This is a genomic window from Rhodoferax saidenbachensis (genome assembly GCF_031457975.1).
GTDB classification, from domain to species: Bacteria; Pseudomonadota; Gammaproteobacteria; order Burkholderiales; family Burkholderiaceae_C; genus Allorhodoferax; species Allorhodoferax saidenbachensis_A.
This window is the reverse complement of sequence record NZ_JAVDXO010000002.1, coordinates 354,994-370,501: the sequence shown is the minus strand read 5'-3', so window position 1 is coordinate 370,501 and position 15,508 is coordinate 354,994. Positions and strand designations below refer to the sequence as shown.

Below are 15,508 nucleotides of genomic sequence, written 5' to 3'. Positions count from 1 at the left end.
AATGGCGCGCTGAACCACAAGGACAACCCGATGAGCGACGACGCCAACGATGTGAGCGGGCAAATTGCCCAGCTGATGATTTACCCCGTGAAGTCTTTTGCGGGCGTGGCGGTGGACCAGGCTGTGCTGCTGGAGACCGGCCTGCAGTGGGACCGCCACTGGATGGTGGTGGATGCAGAGGGCCTGTTTGTGACCCAGCGCGAATGTGCGCGCATGGCGCTGGTACGCCCCGAGCTGCGCGTTGACGCGCTGGTGTTGCACGCGCCCGGCATGCCTGACGTGTCCGTGCCTCTGCATGCCGACGGCTCCGCCACTCGTGTGCAGGTGTGGGATGACACGGTGGATGCACTGGACATGGGGCCCGCGGTGGGCCAATGGCTGCAGACGTTTCTGGGTGCGCCCGCACACCGTCTGGTGCGCTTTGACCCGGCTGCGCAGCGCGCCTGCAGCACCAAGTGGACCCAGGGCGTGGCTGCCAGCACGCAATTTGCCGACGGCTACCCGGTGCTGGTCACCACCGACAGCTCCATGGACGAGCTCAACACGCGGCTGGCCGCCATGGACCATCCCGCCGTGGGCATGCTGCGCTTTCGGCCGAATGTGGTGCTGGCAGGATTGCCCCCGCATGACGAAGACCATTGGGGACCGCTGGAATGTCTGGATGCAAATGGTGATGTGGCTGCCCGGCTGCAGTTGGTTAAGCCCTGCGCGCGCTGCCCAATCCCGAATATTGACCCCGTGACAGCCCAAAGCCATCCGGGCGTGGGCGATGCGCTGCAGGCCTACCGCCAGGACGCGCGGGTGGGCGGCGCCATCACCTTTGGCATGAACGCCATCGTTACCCAGGGTGCTGGCACCGTGCTGCGGGTGGGCCAGGCGGTGCAGGGCGGCTACACGTTCGGCTGAGTCGGTATTTCGGTGGCCGGGCCCATCTGGCTGCTCAGTGGCGAGGGTGAGGTCATGGCCGGGTCCAGAAAACGGATGGGCCGGCGTGTGCGCGGTGAAATACCTTCCAGCAGCGCCCCCAGTTCATTCAGGATGCGCTGGCTGTCGGGGATCAGTTCGGTCAGCAACACGCAGGCCACGTGGAACTGCAGTGTGACTTCGGGCTTGAGGCCGGGCAGCGGAATCAGCCCCGAGGCAATCAGGCGCACCATGCGCTCGGTCAGCGCCTGGCGGCTGGTCGTGCCGTCCAGCACCATGCCAAAGCGTGAGGTGCCCACACGGCCCGCGGGGTCCACATCACGCAGCACACGGTGCAGCTTGACGGCGGCGCGCAGCAGGCACTGCTCAGCCACCGCGTCGCCGTACGAATCGCGCAGATACTTGAAGTTCACCACGTCCACCAACACGATGGCCGAGGGCTCGCGGTCGTGCTTGGCGCGGTTCAGCGCGGTTTCCACCTGCTGCAAAAACAGCGGTGCGGTCAGCAGGCCGGTCAGCGCATCCTGGGTAGGCAAGGCTTCGGCGCGGTCCTGTGCTTCGCGGCGTTCGCGCGCACGGGTCTGCAGCGCCTGTTGCAGCAGCGGCACGGCCAGCGCAATGCACATCACCATCACGTAGCGAGTCTCCCACCAGGCGGGTACCAGGTGCAGCACCTGCGCCGCCATGAACAGCACGGACAGGCCCTGTGGCAGGTAGGCCAAAAACAGCCATTTACCCACCGCATAGCCACGCCGCCAAGCCAACGCAGTGGCCGTCACCGCGAGGATGGGACCAATTGCCAGATACCCTGCATTCAAGTGGTCGGCCACGCGCCGGTCGATAGCTGCGCACAGCAACGACAGCGGCAGCCCTGATAGTCCAAACGCATACAGTGTGCGCGCCAGCCGCGGAAAGCCCACGTCCAGCGACGACATATGGCGCACAAACAGCACCGTGGCCCCCACCCCCAAAATTGGCAGTGCCATGTGTGCGTAGTTGGCCCACATGGGGGAGCTGGGCCACAGCCACATGCCGGCCAGACCCGTGGTGGTGCTCACCACCAGCAGCACCAGCGTGGCATAGCCGGTATACCAGCCCTCGGCCCGGCTGCGGCCCTGCAGGTAGTGGATGCCGCACACGCCAATTAGCATCAGCAGGGCGCCCATGAGAATGCCCAGCCACACGTATTCCACCTCGTGCTGGCGGTCGCGCGCGGCGGCCGTGGCCAGCAGCAGCGGCAGCGCGATGGGCTTGAAATTGCGGACCTCCAAAAACAGCTCCTGCACGCCGGGTTCGCTCAGGTTGATGCTGAAGTCCGGGTACAACGAGGGACGGGTCCAGCGCTCTACGGCGTTGGTGTCACCCGCGATCTGCGCGACCCAGTTGCCGCGTCCGTCCTGCTGGTACAGGGCGGCGTGGTCCAGGTAGGGTAGGGGGATGTGCAACGTCCAGTCGGGCGTGGCTATGCTGTCGCGCTGCAGGCGCAGGCGTATCCACAGGGTCTTGCCTTCGTTCAGTGCAAACACGGTGTCCGCCAGGGAGGGCGAGAAGCTGCCGCGCGCCTTGCGGGCCACAGCGTTGATGCCCACGCTGGGCTCGGCCTCCATCAGCACTTCCAGCATGCCGCCCACTTGCGGCGTGGGGTCGGAGCCGTTGAGCAGCAGCACTGCACCCTCGCTTCCCGCGTTGGTCGCAGCGTGCAGCGCGGGTGCCGCGGTCAGCAGCCCCAGCAGGGTCGTTAACAGCAAGGCCCGCAGCGCGGGGGCGGCGTAGGAGAGCGGGGTCATGGGGTTTCAGGCGTGCCGCCTAGCGGGGCAGCCAGTGTGGGCACCGGCTCCAGAAAACGGATGGGGCGGCGCGTGCGTGGCGAGATGCTGGCCAACACTTTGGAGAGGTCCTGCATTACCCGGTCGGCGGGCACCGGGTTGTCATGCAGCAGCACGCAGGCGGCCTGGAATTGCAGCGTCACCTCGGGCTGCAGGCCCTGCAGCGGCACCAGGCCCGAGGCCACCAGCTTGACCAGGCGTTCTGTCAGTGCCTGGCGGCTGGCCACCCCTTCGAGCAGCATGGCAAAGCGGTCGGTACCCATGCGTGCGGCGGGGTCCACATCGCGCAGGATGCGGTGCAGCTTGATCACTGCGCGCAGCAGGCACTGTTCGGCAATCGGGTTGCCCCTGCTGGCGCGAATGTGCTCGAGGTTGATCACGCTCACCAGCACCAGCGCCGTGGGCTCGCGGTTGTCCACGGCCCGCTGGTAGGCGTCCCCCAGATGGGACTGGAAGGTCTGCTCGGTCAGCAGGCCGGTCAGCGCATCTTGCGTGGGTAGTTGCTCGGCGCGCAGGGCCAATTCCTTGCGGTCGTGGGTGGCGCGGCTCAGGGCATAGATCAGCGCAGGGACCGACAGCGCCACGCCCATGGACATCAGGTAGCGCAACTGCCAAAAGGTGGGCGCCAGGCCAAAGGCCTCGGCCACCAGACGCAGCAGCACCAGAAACTGCGGCACATAGGCCAACAACAGCCAGGTGCCAATCTGCGAGCCGCTGCGCCAGCTCAGGACGGTGGCGCCCAGCCCGGCGGTGGTGGCCACAAACAGGACCGCGGCGCCCAGTTGGTCGGCCAGCGGGCGGTCCAGCACCACATAGGTTAGCACCGAACCCAGGGTGGTCCAGGCGATAAAGCCCAGGGCTTTGTCGTAATGGTGAAAGTGGGTAGAGAGCGCATACAGCCGCCGCACAAACAGCAGCGAGGCACCCACGGCCAGGGCCGGCATCACGCTGTTGGCGTAGTCGGCCCAGGTGGTCGTGTTGCTCCACAGCAGCGCGTTGAGCACACCATTGATTTGCGCCACCGAGGCTGCAATCAGCAGGCCGTACAGCGCGGCCGTCATGTCAACGCGATTGCGGTACTCCAGGTGGCGAATGATGGACAGCGCTGCCAGGGTGATCAGCGTGCCTAGCACCAGCCCCAGGCTGATGACCTCCAGCAGGCGCTGGGCTTCGCGCTCCGGGCTGGTGGCCAGCCGAAGCGGGATGCTCAGGTGCTTGAAGTTGCGCACCTGCAGGTACAGGTCTTGCGGCACGCCGCTGGGCAGATCCAGCTCAAATTCGGGGTACAGACCGCGCTTGGCCCAGGCGGATTGAGGCAACTGGTCGCCTGCAGACTGGGTTGCCCAACTGCCATCGGTACGGCGCTGGTACAGCGTCACCTGGTCCACAAAGGGCAGCGGAATGTTCAGGACCCAGCGCTCGGTGTTGCCCGCCGCGCGCACCAGGCGCAGGTGAATCCAGAGGCGGTTGTTTGCGGTCAGCGCATGGCGCTGCAGCGCAGGCGTAGGGACGAAGTTTTTGGGATTGCTGGCGACCTCTTGCACCGTGGTGCGCTCGTTGCTGTCCAGCCAGGTGGGCACCGGCTCATCGAGTTCGAACTGGGTGTTGCCATTGCCCAAAACCAGGGCGTCAATGCCAGCTGCAGCGGCGGCCCAACCCGGTGTCAGAGTGGCGGCAAGCCATAGTGCCAGGGCCAGCAACGGGCGCGAAAGCAGGTATGGCATACACTTGGCACCCAGTTTTTAGAGGTTTGTTATGAGTTTGAAGTGTGGCATTGTAGGCCTGCCCAATGTGGGGAAAAGTACCCTGTTCAACGCCCTGACCAAGGCGGGCATTGCTGCAGAAAACTATCCGTTTTGCACCATTGAGCCCAATGTGGGGGTGGTGGAAGTACCCGATCCGCGGCTGCAACAGCTCTCTGACATCGTCAAGCCCGAGCGCATCGTGCCGGCGATCGTGGAGTTTGTGGACATTGCTGGCCTGGTGGCCGGTGCCAGCACCGGCGAAGGCCTGGGCAACAAGTTCCTGGCCCACATCCGCGAGACCGACGCCACCATCAACGTGGTGCGTTGCTTTGAAGACGACAACGTGATCCACGTGGCCGGTAAGGTGGATCCGATCGCCGACATCGAAGTGATCCAGACGGAGCTGTGTCTGGCCGACTTGGGCGCGGTGGAAAAAGCCCTGCACCGCGTGACCAAGCTGGCGCGCTCCGGTGACAAGGAATCCATCAAGCTGGTGGCGATTCTGGAGAAATGCCAGGCCGCGCTGAACGAGGCCAAGCCCGTGCGCACGCTGGACTTCAGCAAGGAAGAGCAGCCGCTCTTGAAGCAATTCTTCCTGATCACCGCCAAGCCTGCCATGTTTGTGGCCAACGTGTCGGAAGACGGCTTCGAGAACAACCCATTTCTCGACCGCCTGAAAGCCTTTGCCGCCAAGCAGAACGCGCCCGTGGTGGCCATCTGCGCCAAGATCGAAGCCGAGCTGTCGGAAATGGAAGATGCCGATCGGCTCGAGTTTTTGCAAGAGTTGGGCCAATCTGAACCCGGCCTGAACCGCCTGATCCGCTCGGCTTATACGCTGCTGGGTCTGCAAACCTACTTCACCGCCGGCGTGAAGGAAGTGCGCGCCTGGACCATCCATGTGGGCGATACCGGTCCGCAGGCGGCCGGCGTGATCCACACCGATTTCGAGAAGGGCTACATCCGCGCCCAGACCATCGCGTTTGACGACTTCATCGCCCACAAGGGCGAGCAGGGCGCCAAGGACGCGGGCAAGATGCGCGCCGAAGGCAAGGAATACGTCGTCAAGGATGGCGACGTGATGAACTTCCTGTTCAGCTCCTAGGCCCTGCTTTTCACCACACCGTGACCCTGTCGTACGACTGGCTGGCCCTGGGGGCCGCGGCCTGCTGGGCCGTCACCGGGCTGCTCTCGGCCCCGCAAGCGCGCCATCTGGGCGCGTTTGCATTTACGCGCTGGCGCATGGGGCTCGTGTTCCTCATGCTGCTGCCGGTGGTGGTGTTCAGCGGAGGCTGGCATACCCTGTCCTGGGCCTCCTTCGGCGTGCTGGCGTTCAGCGGCCTGATCGGCATTTTTGTGGGTGACACCGCGCTGTTCGCCTCCATGAACCGGCTGGGGCCGCGCCGCACTGGCGTGCTGTTTGCCACCCACGCCTGTTTCAGTGCCTTGTTGGGGTTTGGGGTATTGGGCGAACGCATGGGTGCACAAGCCCTGCTGGGTGGTGCACTGGTGGTGGGCGGTGTGATGATGGCCGTTGCGTTGGGCGCGCACAAAAATGAATCACATGCGCTGGAAGTCACGCGCGGCCATTGGCCCTTGGGTGTGGCACTGGGCCTGCTGGCCGCGCTGTGCCAGGCGATGGGCTCGCTGATTGCCAAACCCATCATGGCAGCGGGCGTGGACCCGGTGGCGGCGACCGTGGTGCGTGTGGGCGCGACTTGCGTGGCGCACCTGGTGCTGCTCTGGGCTGGCGTGGGTGTGGCGCGCACGCAGAACGCACTCTCCGCCCGTGTGCTGGCCTGGGTGTCGCTGAGCGGCATGATCGGTATGGGGCTGGGCATGAGCCTGATCCTGCTGGCGCTGCGCTATGGCGACGTGGGCATGGTGGGCATCCTATCGTCCGTCTCGCCCGTGCTGGTGCTGCCATTGCTATGGTGGCATCTGGGCCGCGCGCCGGCGCGCGGTGCCTGGTGGGGCGCAGCTTGTACCGTCCTCGGGACTGCACTCGTTTTAGTGCGCTAGCCCCCGTAAGTATTGCGCCAGCTGCTCCTGAAATAATAGCGAAATTCGTGTACCCCTCGCACTAGAATGCGAGACGGAGCGGCTATCTCGCCGCTCTCAGACTCTGATGTCCCCCACTGTATGAATGCAACAGACGTCAACCCTGACTATTTCACCAAGGCCGTAACCGAGCTGGGCGAAAAACGCCCCGTGGTGACCACCGAGGCGATCTTCAACGACCGCGGCGTCAAGATTCTGGAAAAAGGGGTGGCGGTCAACGCCACGCTCTATGACCGGCTGATTGCCCACAAGTTGCCCATTCCCATCGAGCAATCCGTCAGAAGCGTCCCCATGATTACGGGCCCGGTCTTGCGCGAGCATGCCGAGCAGGCCATGCGCGAGGTGCCTTTCTTCGAGCGCATCGGCGCGGACCCCAAGCACCGCAGCCTGCTGCTGGACAGCCTGGACAAGTTGACCCTGCCCGAGCCCATGGCCTTTCAGTTGCTGCTGGCCAATGAGGTGCGCCCTGCGCTGTTTCGCCATTCGGTGCAGATGGCGCTGTTTGCGGCCTGGCTGAGCCTGACGCCGGTGGTGTCGCGCTATGACCTGGGAATGGCCGCTGCCGCAGGGCTGTTGCATGACATTGGCATGTTGCACTTGGATCCCCGTTTGCTCCAACCAGAGGACGAGATCACCAGCCTGCAACGCCGCCAACTCTATTCGCATCCGCTGGTCTCTACCGTGTTGATTGAGCGCCACCACGAGTACCCGCGCGAGCTGCTGCGGGCGGTGAAGGAACACCACGAATTTCTGGATGGTTCGGGTTACCCGCGCAATTTGCAGGGCGACGCGATTGGCCCACTGGGTCGCATCCTGTCGCTGGGCGAGTTGGTGACCTCCATGCTGGAGTCCGGGCGCGATGCGCCCGAGATGCGGCTGTGGGTACAACTGCGCATGAACAAACACCGCTATGACGCGGCCCTCGTGGCGCGGGTGCAGCAGCACCTGCGGCCGCAGAGCGAGCTCACGGGGGAAGGGCTGGAGTTGCTGGACGATCCGGTCGGCCGGTTGCAGGAAATCAATGCCACGGTGTCGGACTGGCCCGCCGCGGCGCTGCAAGAGTTGCCGCTCAGCGATGCGCGGCGTGAGGGCATGGCGGCGGTTTTGGTGCAGGCCAGCCAGTTGCGCCGCACGCTGGCCACGGTGGGCGTGGCCGATCTGCAGCTGACCCAACTGGGAGGCGAAACCCTGGACGAGGCCCTGCGCCTGGAACTCAGCCTGTTGGCGCAGGAGGCGCTCTGGCAACTGCGTGCCCTGACAAGGCAAACCAAGCGGCGCTGGCGCTTGGGAGACGAGCCCGCTTACCCGGCACCCCTGCAAACCTGGCTGGATCGCGCAGACGCGCTGGTGGCCAAGCTTTAGCCTCTAGCCCTGCGGTGTCACCACAGGCGCAACAGGCCGGTGAGTGCGGCGGTCATCAGCACATAGCGGGCCAACTTGCCCACGGCCATGTAGGCCACACAGGGCCAGAACGGCAGCTTGAGCCAACCCGCTACCGCGCACAGTGGGTCTCCCACCAGCGGCAGCCAGGCCAGCAGGCAGGCCTTGGGCCCCAAGCGGCGCAACCAATCCAGTGCCCGCAGGTGGTGGGCCGAATGGCCGTATTTGTCTACCACGCGGTGCGCCCCAAACCCCATCCACCAGCTCACCGCACCACCCAGGGTGTTGCCCACCGTGGCCACGCCGATCACAGGCCAGAACAACGCGGGGTTCAGCTCCACCAGGCCCAGCACCAACGGCTCGGAGCCCATGGGCAACAGCGTGGCGGACACAAAGGACACCACAAACACTGTGGACAGGCTGTACTCGGGCAGTGCAAGCAGGTGCAGAAGGGTGGGTATCCAAGTGTCCATGGCGAGCGCAGTATAGGCAGGGTGGGGTTTCGTTGCGCTGCAGCAGGCAAATTTCAATTGCTGAAATTTTGAGCAGTTAGAATTGCGCCCAGGCCCCAACGTCTTGGGGCCCTTGTCTTTTATAGCCACTCCCGTTTCAGTTGTCGTCCATGCACATTGGCCCGTTCGCTCTGGCGAATCACCTCTTTGTCGCGCCCATGGCGGGGGTGACAGATCGCCCATTTCGCCAGCTGTGCAAGCGGCTGGGTGCGGGCTATGCGGTGAGCGAAATGGTGACCTCGCGCCGCGATCTGTGGGACACGCTCAAGACCTCGCGCCGCGCCAACCACGACGGTGAGCCCGGCCCCATTGCAGTGCAGATTGCCGGTACCGAGGCGCAGATGATGGCCGACGCAGCGCGCTACAACATCGACCGCGGCGCGCAGATCATCGACATCAACATGGGCTGCCCCGCCAAGAAGGTGTGCAACAAGTGGGCCGGCTCTGCGCTGATGCAGGACGAGCAGTTGGCCATGGAGATCGTGCAGGCCGTGGTGGATGCCTGTGCCCCACGTAACGTGCCGGTCACGTTGAAGATGCGCACCGGCTGGTGCCAGGCCGAGAAGAATGCCGTGGTGCTAGCGCGCGCCGCCGAGGCTGTGGGCGTGCAGATGGTCACCGTGCATGGCCGCACGCGCGAGCAGGGCTACAAGGGTGCGGCCGAGTACGACACGATTGCCGCCGTCAAGGCCGCTCTGAAGATTCCTGTGGTGGCCAATGGCGACATCACCACGCCCGAGAAAGCGCGTGACGTGCTGCAAGCCACGGGCGCCGACGCCATCATGATTGGCCGCGCGGCCCAAGGCTACCCCTGGATCTTTCGCGAGGTGGCGCACTTTCTGGCCACTGGCACGCACCTTGCACCACCGCTGGTGAGCGAAGTCAAACGGCTGTTGGTGGAGCATCTGCATGACCACTACAGCCTGTACGACGAGTTCATCGGCGTGCGTTCGGCACGCAAGCACATTGGTTGGTACCTGCGTGAGCTGCCCGGAGGCGAGGATTTCCGCCGCCAGATGAACTTGCTGGAAGACAGCGGGGCGCAGGTGGCCGCGGTGGAACAGTATTTGGATGGTTTGAATGAAAACATGGACCGCATCCCGAGCCGGGGGCAAGTGTCCAGTCTGGCAAGGGGACATGACATGATGGAAATGGCAGCATGAGCAAGAAGCACATCGAGGAGTGCGTTCGCGCGAGCCTGGAAGGATATTTCGCAGACCTGGGTGGCACAGAGCCCGATGGCATGTACGACATGCTGGTGCGTGCGGTGGAGCGGCCCCTGCTGGAAGTGGTGATGGCCCAGGCCGACCACAACCAGTCCAAAGCTGCCCAGTGGCTGGGCCTGAACCGCAACACCCTGCGCAAGAAACTGCTGGAACACAAGCTGGTTCCCTGACACCCCGCTGCCCGGCATGGCCGCCATGGGCGGTGGTGCGGGCCTTTTGATTTTTGGTTTTACTTCACTCCCGCACTATGAACGCACCCCAAACCGCACTGCTGTCCGTCTCGGACAAAACCGGCATCGTTGAACTCGCCCAGGCCTTGCACGCCCAGGGCGTCAAGCTGCTGTCCACCGGTGGCACGGCCAAGCTGCTGGCCGAGAAGGGCCTGCCCGTGACCGAGGTGGCCGAGATGACGGGCTTCCCCGAAATGCTGGACGGGCGTGTGAAGACCCTGCACCCGCGCGTGCACGGCGGTCTGTTGGCACGCCGCGATTTCCCGACGCACATGGCGGCGCTGGCTGAGCACCAGATCAACACCATCGACTTCCTGGTCGTGAATCTCTACCCGTTTGAATCCACCGTGGCCAAGGTCGGCTGCACGCTAGAAGACGCGATCGAGAACATCGACATCGGCGGACCCGCCATGGTGCGCAGCGCCGCCAAAAACTGGAAGGACGTGGCGGTACTGACCGACGCGGCCCAGTACACCACCGTGATCGCTGAATTGAAGGCCAACGGCAAGGTGAGCGACAAGACCAAGCTGGGCCTGTCCATCGCTGCGTTCAACCGCATCAGCCAGTACGACGGTGCCATCAGCGACTACCTGTCGGCGATTGCTATGGGTGACGATGTGCCTGCGGGCGACAAGGCGCCTACACTGGACCTATTCCCCGGCCAGAGCAACGGCCGCTTCGTCAAGGTGCAAGACCTGCGCTATGGCGAAAACAGCCACCAGCAAGCCGCGCTGTACCGCGACCTGTACCCCGCGCCCGGCTCGCTGGTCACCGCCAAGCAATTGCAGGGCAAGGAACTCAGCTACAACAACATCGCCGATGCCGATGCAGCCTGGGAATGCGTGAAGAGTTTCACCACCCCGGCCTGTGTGATCGTCAAGCATGCCAACCCCTGTGGTGTGGCCGTCGGTGCCCACGCGCTGGAGGCCTACAGCAAGGCCTTCCAGACTGACCCGACTTCGGCCTTCGGCGGCATCATCGCCTTGAATTGCGAGCTAGACGAAGCCGGTGCGCAGCAGATTTCCAAGCAGTTTGTGGAAGTGTTGATGGCGCCCAGCTTCACACCTGCCGCGCTAGAAGTCTTCAAGAGTAAGGTGAACGTGCGCATCCTGCAAATTGATTTGCCCAAAGGTGGCAGTACTGCATGGGACCAGGGCCGTAACCTCATGGACATGAAGCGCATCGGGTCCGGCATCCTGCTGCAAACGGCTGACAACCACGAGCTGGCGTTGAGCGACCTGAAAGTAGTCACCACCAAGCAACCGACTGCCGAAGAGCTGAACGACCTGCTGTTCGCCTGGACCGTAGCCAAATACGTTAAGTCCAACGCCATCGTCTTCTGCAAGGGCGGCATGACCATGGGCGTGGGCGCCGGCCAGATGAGCCGCCTGGACTCGGCACGTATCGCGTCCATCAAGGCCGGTCACGCCAATCTGTCTTTGGCTGGCACCGTGGTGGCCAGTGATGCGTTCTTCCCCTTCCGTGACGGTCTGGACGTGGTGGTGGACCAAGGCGCCACCTGCGTCATCCAGCCCGGCGGCTCCATGCGCGACCAGGAAGTCATCGACGCGGCCAACGAGCACGGTGTGTCCATGGTGTTCAGCGGCGTGCGCCACTTCCGCCACTAAGCAGAAGGCCATCCATGCTGTCGTTCCAACGTGTTCTGGCCGGTGCTTCGCTACTGCTGGCGGTGTCTGCCGTGTGGGCGCAAGCCTCTGACAAACCCATCCGCCTGATCGTGCCCTATGCGCCTGGCGGCCCGCTGGACATCACGGCCCGCGTGCTGGCCGAGCGGGTGAAAGACAGCCTGGGTACGGTGGTGGTGGACAACCGCCCTGGTGCCGGTGGCAATATCGGCGCGGACGCGATTGCCAAGGCCGTGCCCGATGGCTACACCATTGGCATTGCGGCCACGGCTACGCATGCGGTGAACCCCTGGCTCTTCGCCAAGATGCCCTACAACGCCGCCACCGACTTTGCGGCTATCACGCAGATGGTGCGCGTGCCCAATGTGCTGGTGATGAACGCGGAGGCGGCACAGCGCCTGCATATCAACTCCTTGGCCGACCTCATTGCCTATGCCAAGGCCAACCCCGCCAAGCTGAACTACGGCAGCGGTGGCAATGGCAGTGCTGGCCACTTGGCGGGCGAGATGTTCAAGAAGGAAGCAGGCATCTTTGCGCTGCACATTCCCTACAACGGCGGCAACCCGGCGCAGATGGCGTTACTCAGCGGTCAGGTGGACTTCAACCTCGACAACCTGGCCAATGCCGCACCCAACATCCGCTCGGGCAAGCTCAAGGCCCTGGCTGTGACGTCACTGACCCGCAGCAGCGCTTTGCCCGATGTGCCCGCAATGTCGGAAACGCTCAAGGGCTTTGGCATCGACACCTGGTGGGGGCTGGTGGCCCCGGTCGCCACGCCCAAGGAGCGCATTGCGCAGCTGAACCAGGCTTTTGTGGCGGCCCTGCAGGCGCCTGAAACCAAGACCCGTTTCGCCACCCTGCTGGCCGAACCCACGCCCACCACACCCGCAGCCTTTGATGCTTTGATGAAGGCCGAACGCGCCAAGTACGAGAAGGTGGTCAAGGCCACCGGCGCGCGGGTGGATTGACGCGTCTGACGGCCAAACCCGTGGTTACCGTACGGTTTCGGCGCGACCGGGAATAATCGCTGCATGAAACACCATATTGAATCGAGCCTGCAAGAGGCTTCCTCCGCACTGGCGGCTTTGCTGGCCAACCCGGCTGCGTTGGCGTCCGTGGAGCAGGCCGCGCAGCTGCTGATTGCCACCTTCGAGAAGAAGGGCCGTGTGTATTCCTGCGGCAACGGCGGCTCCATGTGTGACGCCATGCACTTTGCCGAAGAGCTGACTGGCCGCTATCGCAAGGACCGCAAGGCCTTGGGCGCTACAGCCATCAGCGACGCAGGACACCTGACCTGTGTGGGCAACGACCACGGCTATGACCAGGTGTTTGCCCGCTACATCGAAGGCCATGGCCGGCCTGGCGATTGCCTGGTGGCCCTGAGCACCAGCGGCACCAGCAAGAATGTGATCAAGGCCGCAGAGGCTGCCAAGGCGCTGGGCATGAAGGTCATCATCCTCAGCGGCAAACGCAGCGAAAAGCTGGAGCCCCTGAGTGACGTCTATGTGTGCACGCCCGGCGGTACCTACGCCGATCGCGTGCAGGAGTTGCACATCAAGGTGCTGCACATCCTGATCGAGCTCATCGAACGCCACTTCTTCCCTGAGAACTACATCGGCGAGTGAGGCTTGCGGGCGGACGAAGCGGGCGCCCAAAGAAACAAGGGCTAGATGCCAAATTGGCCTCTAGCCCCCGTGAAACATGCGCCAGCAGCTTCTATTTTGATAGCAATTTGAACACCTCGCTGGCCGCAGCCACGGTCTCTGCAATGTCGACGTCGGTGTGCGCCGCGCTCATGAAGCCGGCCTCGTACAGCGCCGGGGCGATGTAGACGCCGCGGTCCAGCAGGCCGTGGAACAGGGTGTTGAAACGGGCGTTGTCGGTGGTCATCACCTTGGCGTAGTTCTGCGGCAGCTCCTTGAACAGGAAGAAGCCGAACATGCCGCCTTCGCTGTCACCACAGAAATCCACGCCGGCCTTGTCAGCCTCGGCTTGCAGGCCGCTGATCAACAGCTGGGTCTTGCGGCCCAAGTCTTCGTAGAAGCCGGGTTTACCGATTTCTTTCAAGGTGGCCAAGCCGCACGCAGTGGCCACGGGGTTACCAGACAGGGTGCCGGCCTGGTAGACCGGGCCCAGCGGTGCGAGCTGCTCCATGACCGCGCGCTTGCCGCCAAAGGCTGCCAGCGGCATGCCGCCGCCAATCACTTTGCCCAACACTGTCATGTCGGGCTCGAAACCGGGAATGCTGCGGGCGTACACGCTTTGGGCGCTGCCAAAGGCCACACGCAGGCCGGTCATCACCTCGTCAAACACAAACAGCGCACCGTATTGCGTGCACAACTCGCGGCAGCGCTTCATGAAGGGCACGCTGGCCCGCACAAAGTTCATGTTGCCGGCAATCGGCTCGATCATGAGACATGCGAGTTCCTTGCCGTGCAGCGAAAAGGCTTCTTCCAGTTGCAGGATGTTGTTGTACTCCAGCACCAGCGTGTGCTGCACCACCTCGGGCGGCACACCGGCGCTGGTGGGGTTGCCAAAGGTGGCCAGGCCCGAGCCAGCCTTTACCAAGAGCGCATCGGCATGGCCGTGGTAGCAGCCTTCAAACTTCAAAATCTTGCTGCGGCCGGTGGCGCCACGGGCCAGACGGATGGCGCTCATGCCGGCTTCCGTGCCGCTGCTGACCAGGCGCACCATGTCCATACTGGGTACGCGTTCCAAAATCGCTTCAGCCAACTCCACTTCGCGCTCGGTGGGGGCGCCGAAGGAAAAGCCGTCCAGGGCGGCTTTTTGCACCGCTTCCAGTACCGCGGGGTGGCCGTGGCCCAGGATCATGGGGCCCCAGGATCCGATGTAATCAATATGGCGTTTGCCATTGGCGTCCCAGAAGTAGGCGCCTTGGGCGCGCTGCACAAAGCGCGGCGTGCCACCCACGGCCTTGAAGGCGCGCACGGGGGAGTTCACGCCACCGGGAATGACGCGCTTGGCACGGTCAAAGAGTTGCTGGTTGCGATCGGTGGTGTCGGTATTAGTGGCGGGTGGCATGGGGAGGAACTTCAAAGTCGGTTTCTTCGGGGGCGTCTTCGCCCTCGGCGTCGGGGTGGGCCCAGAACAGGCGATCGGGGATGACCTGGCCCATGCCGGGGCGAAAGCCGCTTTCCAGGCAGCGGTCCAGGTAGCTCAGCGCTTCGGTCACGGCTTCGGTCAGTTCGGTGCCGCTGGCGATCAGTGCGGCCAGGGCGGCCGACAGGGTGTCGCCCGCGCCGGTGAACACGGCCTCAAAGCGCTCAAATTTCTCACTGCACAGCACCGCTGTGGGCGAGCACAGCACGTTGTCGATGAACTGGTCGGGCAGGGGGATGCCGGTCACCAGGGTGTAGGGCACACCGAAGGCATTGGCGGCCTTGGCGATGTCGCGTGCGGTCGGGCTTTTGTCCGAACTCCAGTCCGGCAGCAGCCAGCGGGACAGGGTGCTGTGGTTTCCAACCAACACCGTGGTTTGCGGCAGCAGCAGCTCGGTACAGGCATCCTGGTACAGGTCAATCTGGTCTTCCTGCCACCAAGACAGGTCGGGCATGTAGGCCACCAAGGGCACGTCGGCGTAGTCAGAAGCCAGTTCGGCGATCGCGCTCAGATTCTCCGGCGTACCGACAAAACCGACCTTGAACGTCTGGGCCGGAACATCTTCCAGGATGACGCGCGCCTGCTCGCTCACGGCCTCGTCGTCAAAGGGGAAATGGTCCACGATCTCCGAGGTATCGCGGGCATAGGCCCCGGTCACCACCGGCAATCCGTGGGCACCGACCGAGGCGATCGCGCTCAGGTCGGCGGCGGTGCCACTGCCCCCGCTGGGGTCGTTGGCGTTGAACGCCATGACGCAGGCGGACGGGCCGTCGTCGTCGATTTCTTCTTCAGGAGCGGGGGCGGGGGTTGCCGACATCTAGAGGCCTGTGTTGGGGTTTGT

Annotated in this window: 14 protein-coding genes; 9 read left to right on the top strand and 5 right to left on the bottom strand. The window is 64.0% G+C overall.

All coding sequences use genetic code 11. The features are described 5' to 3' along the window. Positions 1-30 precede the first annotated feature (30 nt). Positions 31-906 carry an MOSC domain-containing protein gene (locus tag J2X15_RS05885; RefSeq protein ID WP_310340254.1) on the top strand — a complete coding sequence of 292 codons (876 nt, stop codon included), beginning with the start codon at positions 31-33 and terminating at the stop codon, positions 904-906. Here J2X15_RS05885 and J2X15_RS05880 read toward each other — a convergent pair. Together J2X15_RS05880 and J2X15_RS05875 are read right to left on the bottom strand one after the other, a co-directional pair. Then, positions 891-2,711 carry a sensor domain-containing diguanylate cyclase gene (locus tag J2X15_RS05880; RefSeq protein ID WP_310340253.1) on the bottom strand — a complete coding sequence of 607 codons (1,821 nt, stop codon included), beginning with the start codon at positions 2,709-2,711 and terminating at the stop codon, positions 891-893. The genes J2X15_RS05885 and J2X15_RS05880 overlap by 16 nt on opposite strands. Continuing rightward, positions 2,708-4,474: a sensor domain-containing diguanylate cyclase gene (locus tag J2X15_RS05875; protein ID WP_310340251.1), complete on the bottom strand. Its 1,767-nt coding sequence runs from the start codon at positions 4,472-4,474 to the stop codon at positions 2,708-2,710. The genes J2X15_RS05880 and J2X15_RS05875 overlap by 4 nt, the downstream gene beginning before the upstream one ends. 31 nt (positions 4,475-4,505) lie before the next feature. On the opposite strand from J2X15_RS05875, the gene ychF reads away from it, so the two are divergent. From ychF to J2X15_RS05860, 3 genes are all read left to right on the top strand, one after another. Continuing rightward, positions 4,506-5,597 (top strand): redox-regulated ATPase YchF, encoded by a 1,092-nt coding sequence (gene ychF, locus J2X15_RS05870; protein ID WP_310340250.1) that lies wholly within the window; start codon positions 4,506-4,508, stop codon positions 5,595-5,597. A gap of 20 nt (positions 5,598-5,617) precedes the next feature. Next, the gene (locus J2X15_RS05865) at positions 5,618-6,514 is read left to right on the top strand and encodes a DMT family transporter (protein WP_310340248.1); all 897 of its coding nucleotides are present in this window, start codon (positions 5,618-5,620) and stop codon (positions 6,512-6,514) included. A 120-nt stretch (positions 6,515-6,634) separates the two neighbouring features. After that, a complete protein-coding gene (locus J2X15_RS05860; protein WP_310340246.1) occupies positions 6,635-7,915 on the top strand; it encodes an HD-GYP domain-containing protein in 1,281 nt (426 codons plus the stop codon). A 17-nt stretch (positions 7,916-7,932) separates the two neighbouring features. On the opposite strand, the gene J2X15_RS05855 is transcribed toward J2X15_RS05860, so the two are convergent. Next, a complete protein-coding gene (locus J2X15_RS05855; RefSeq protein WP_310340244.1) occupies positions 7,933-8,406 on the bottom strand; it encodes a YqaA family protein in 474 nt (157 codons plus the stop codon). Positions 8,407-8,555: 149 nt separating this feature from the next. On the opposite strand from J2X15_RS05855, the gene dusB reads away from it, so the two are divergent. The 5 genes from dusB (at position 8,556) to J2X15_RS05830 (ending at position 13,172) form a co-directional block, all read left to right on the top strand. Then, positions 8,556-9,608: a tRNA dihydrouridine synthase DusB gene (dusB, locus tag J2X15_RS05850; RefSeq protein WP_310340239.1), complete on the top strand. Its 1,053-nt coding sequence runs from the start codon at positions 8,556-8,558 to the stop codon at positions 9,606-9,608. Beyond that, complete coding sequence (locus J2X15_RS05845) at positions 9,605-9,841, top strand: helix-turn-helix domain-containing protein (RefSeq protein ID WP_310340237.1); 237 nt, start codon at positions 9,605-9,607, stop codon at positions 9,839-9,841. Before dusB ends, J2X15_RS05845 begins: the two co-directional genes overlap by 4 nt. Before the next feature lie 77 nt (positions 9,842-9,918). After that, complete coding sequence (gene purH / locus J2X15_RS05840) at positions 9,919-11,529, top strand: bifunctional phosphoribosylaminoimidazolecarboxamide formyltransferase/IMP cyclohydrolase (RefSeq protein WP_310340235.1); 1,611 nt, start codon at positions 9,919-9,921, stop codon at positions 11,527-11,529. A gap of 14 nt (positions 11,530-11,543) precedes the next feature. Next, on the top strand, positions 11,544-12,515 hold the full coding sequence (locus tag J2X15_RS05835) for a Bug family tripartite tricarboxylate transporter substrate binding protein (RefSeq protein ID WP_310340232.1): 972 nt from the start codon (positions 11,544-11,546) through the stop codon (positions 12,513-12,515). Positions 12,516-12,578: 63 nt separating this feature from the next. Next, entirely contained in the window at positions 12,579-13,172 is a 594-nt protein-coding gene (locus J2X15_RS05830) for an SIS domain-containing protein (RefSeq protein ID WP_310340229.1), read from the top strand. Positions 13,173-13,263: 91 nt separating this feature from the next. On the opposite strand, the gene hemL is transcribed toward J2X15_RS05830, so the two are convergent. Continuing rightward, a complete protein-coding gene (gene hemL, locus J2X15_RS05825; RefSeq protein ID WP_310340226.1) occupies positions 13,264-14,589 on the bottom strand; it encodes a glutamate-1-semialdehyde 2,1-aminomutase in 1,326 nt (441 codons plus the stop codon). Beyond that, positions 14,573-15,484 carry a bifunctional hydroxymethylpyrimidine kinase/phosphomethylpyrimidine kinase gene (gene thiD / locus J2X15_RS05820; RefSeq protein ID WP_310340224.1) on the bottom strand — a complete coding sequence of 304 codons (912 nt, stop codon included), beginning with the start codon at positions 15,482-15,484 and terminating at the stop codon, positions 14,573-14,575. Before thiD ends, hemL begins: the two co-directional genes overlap by 17 nt. Positions 15,485-15,508 lie beyond the last annotated feature (24 nt).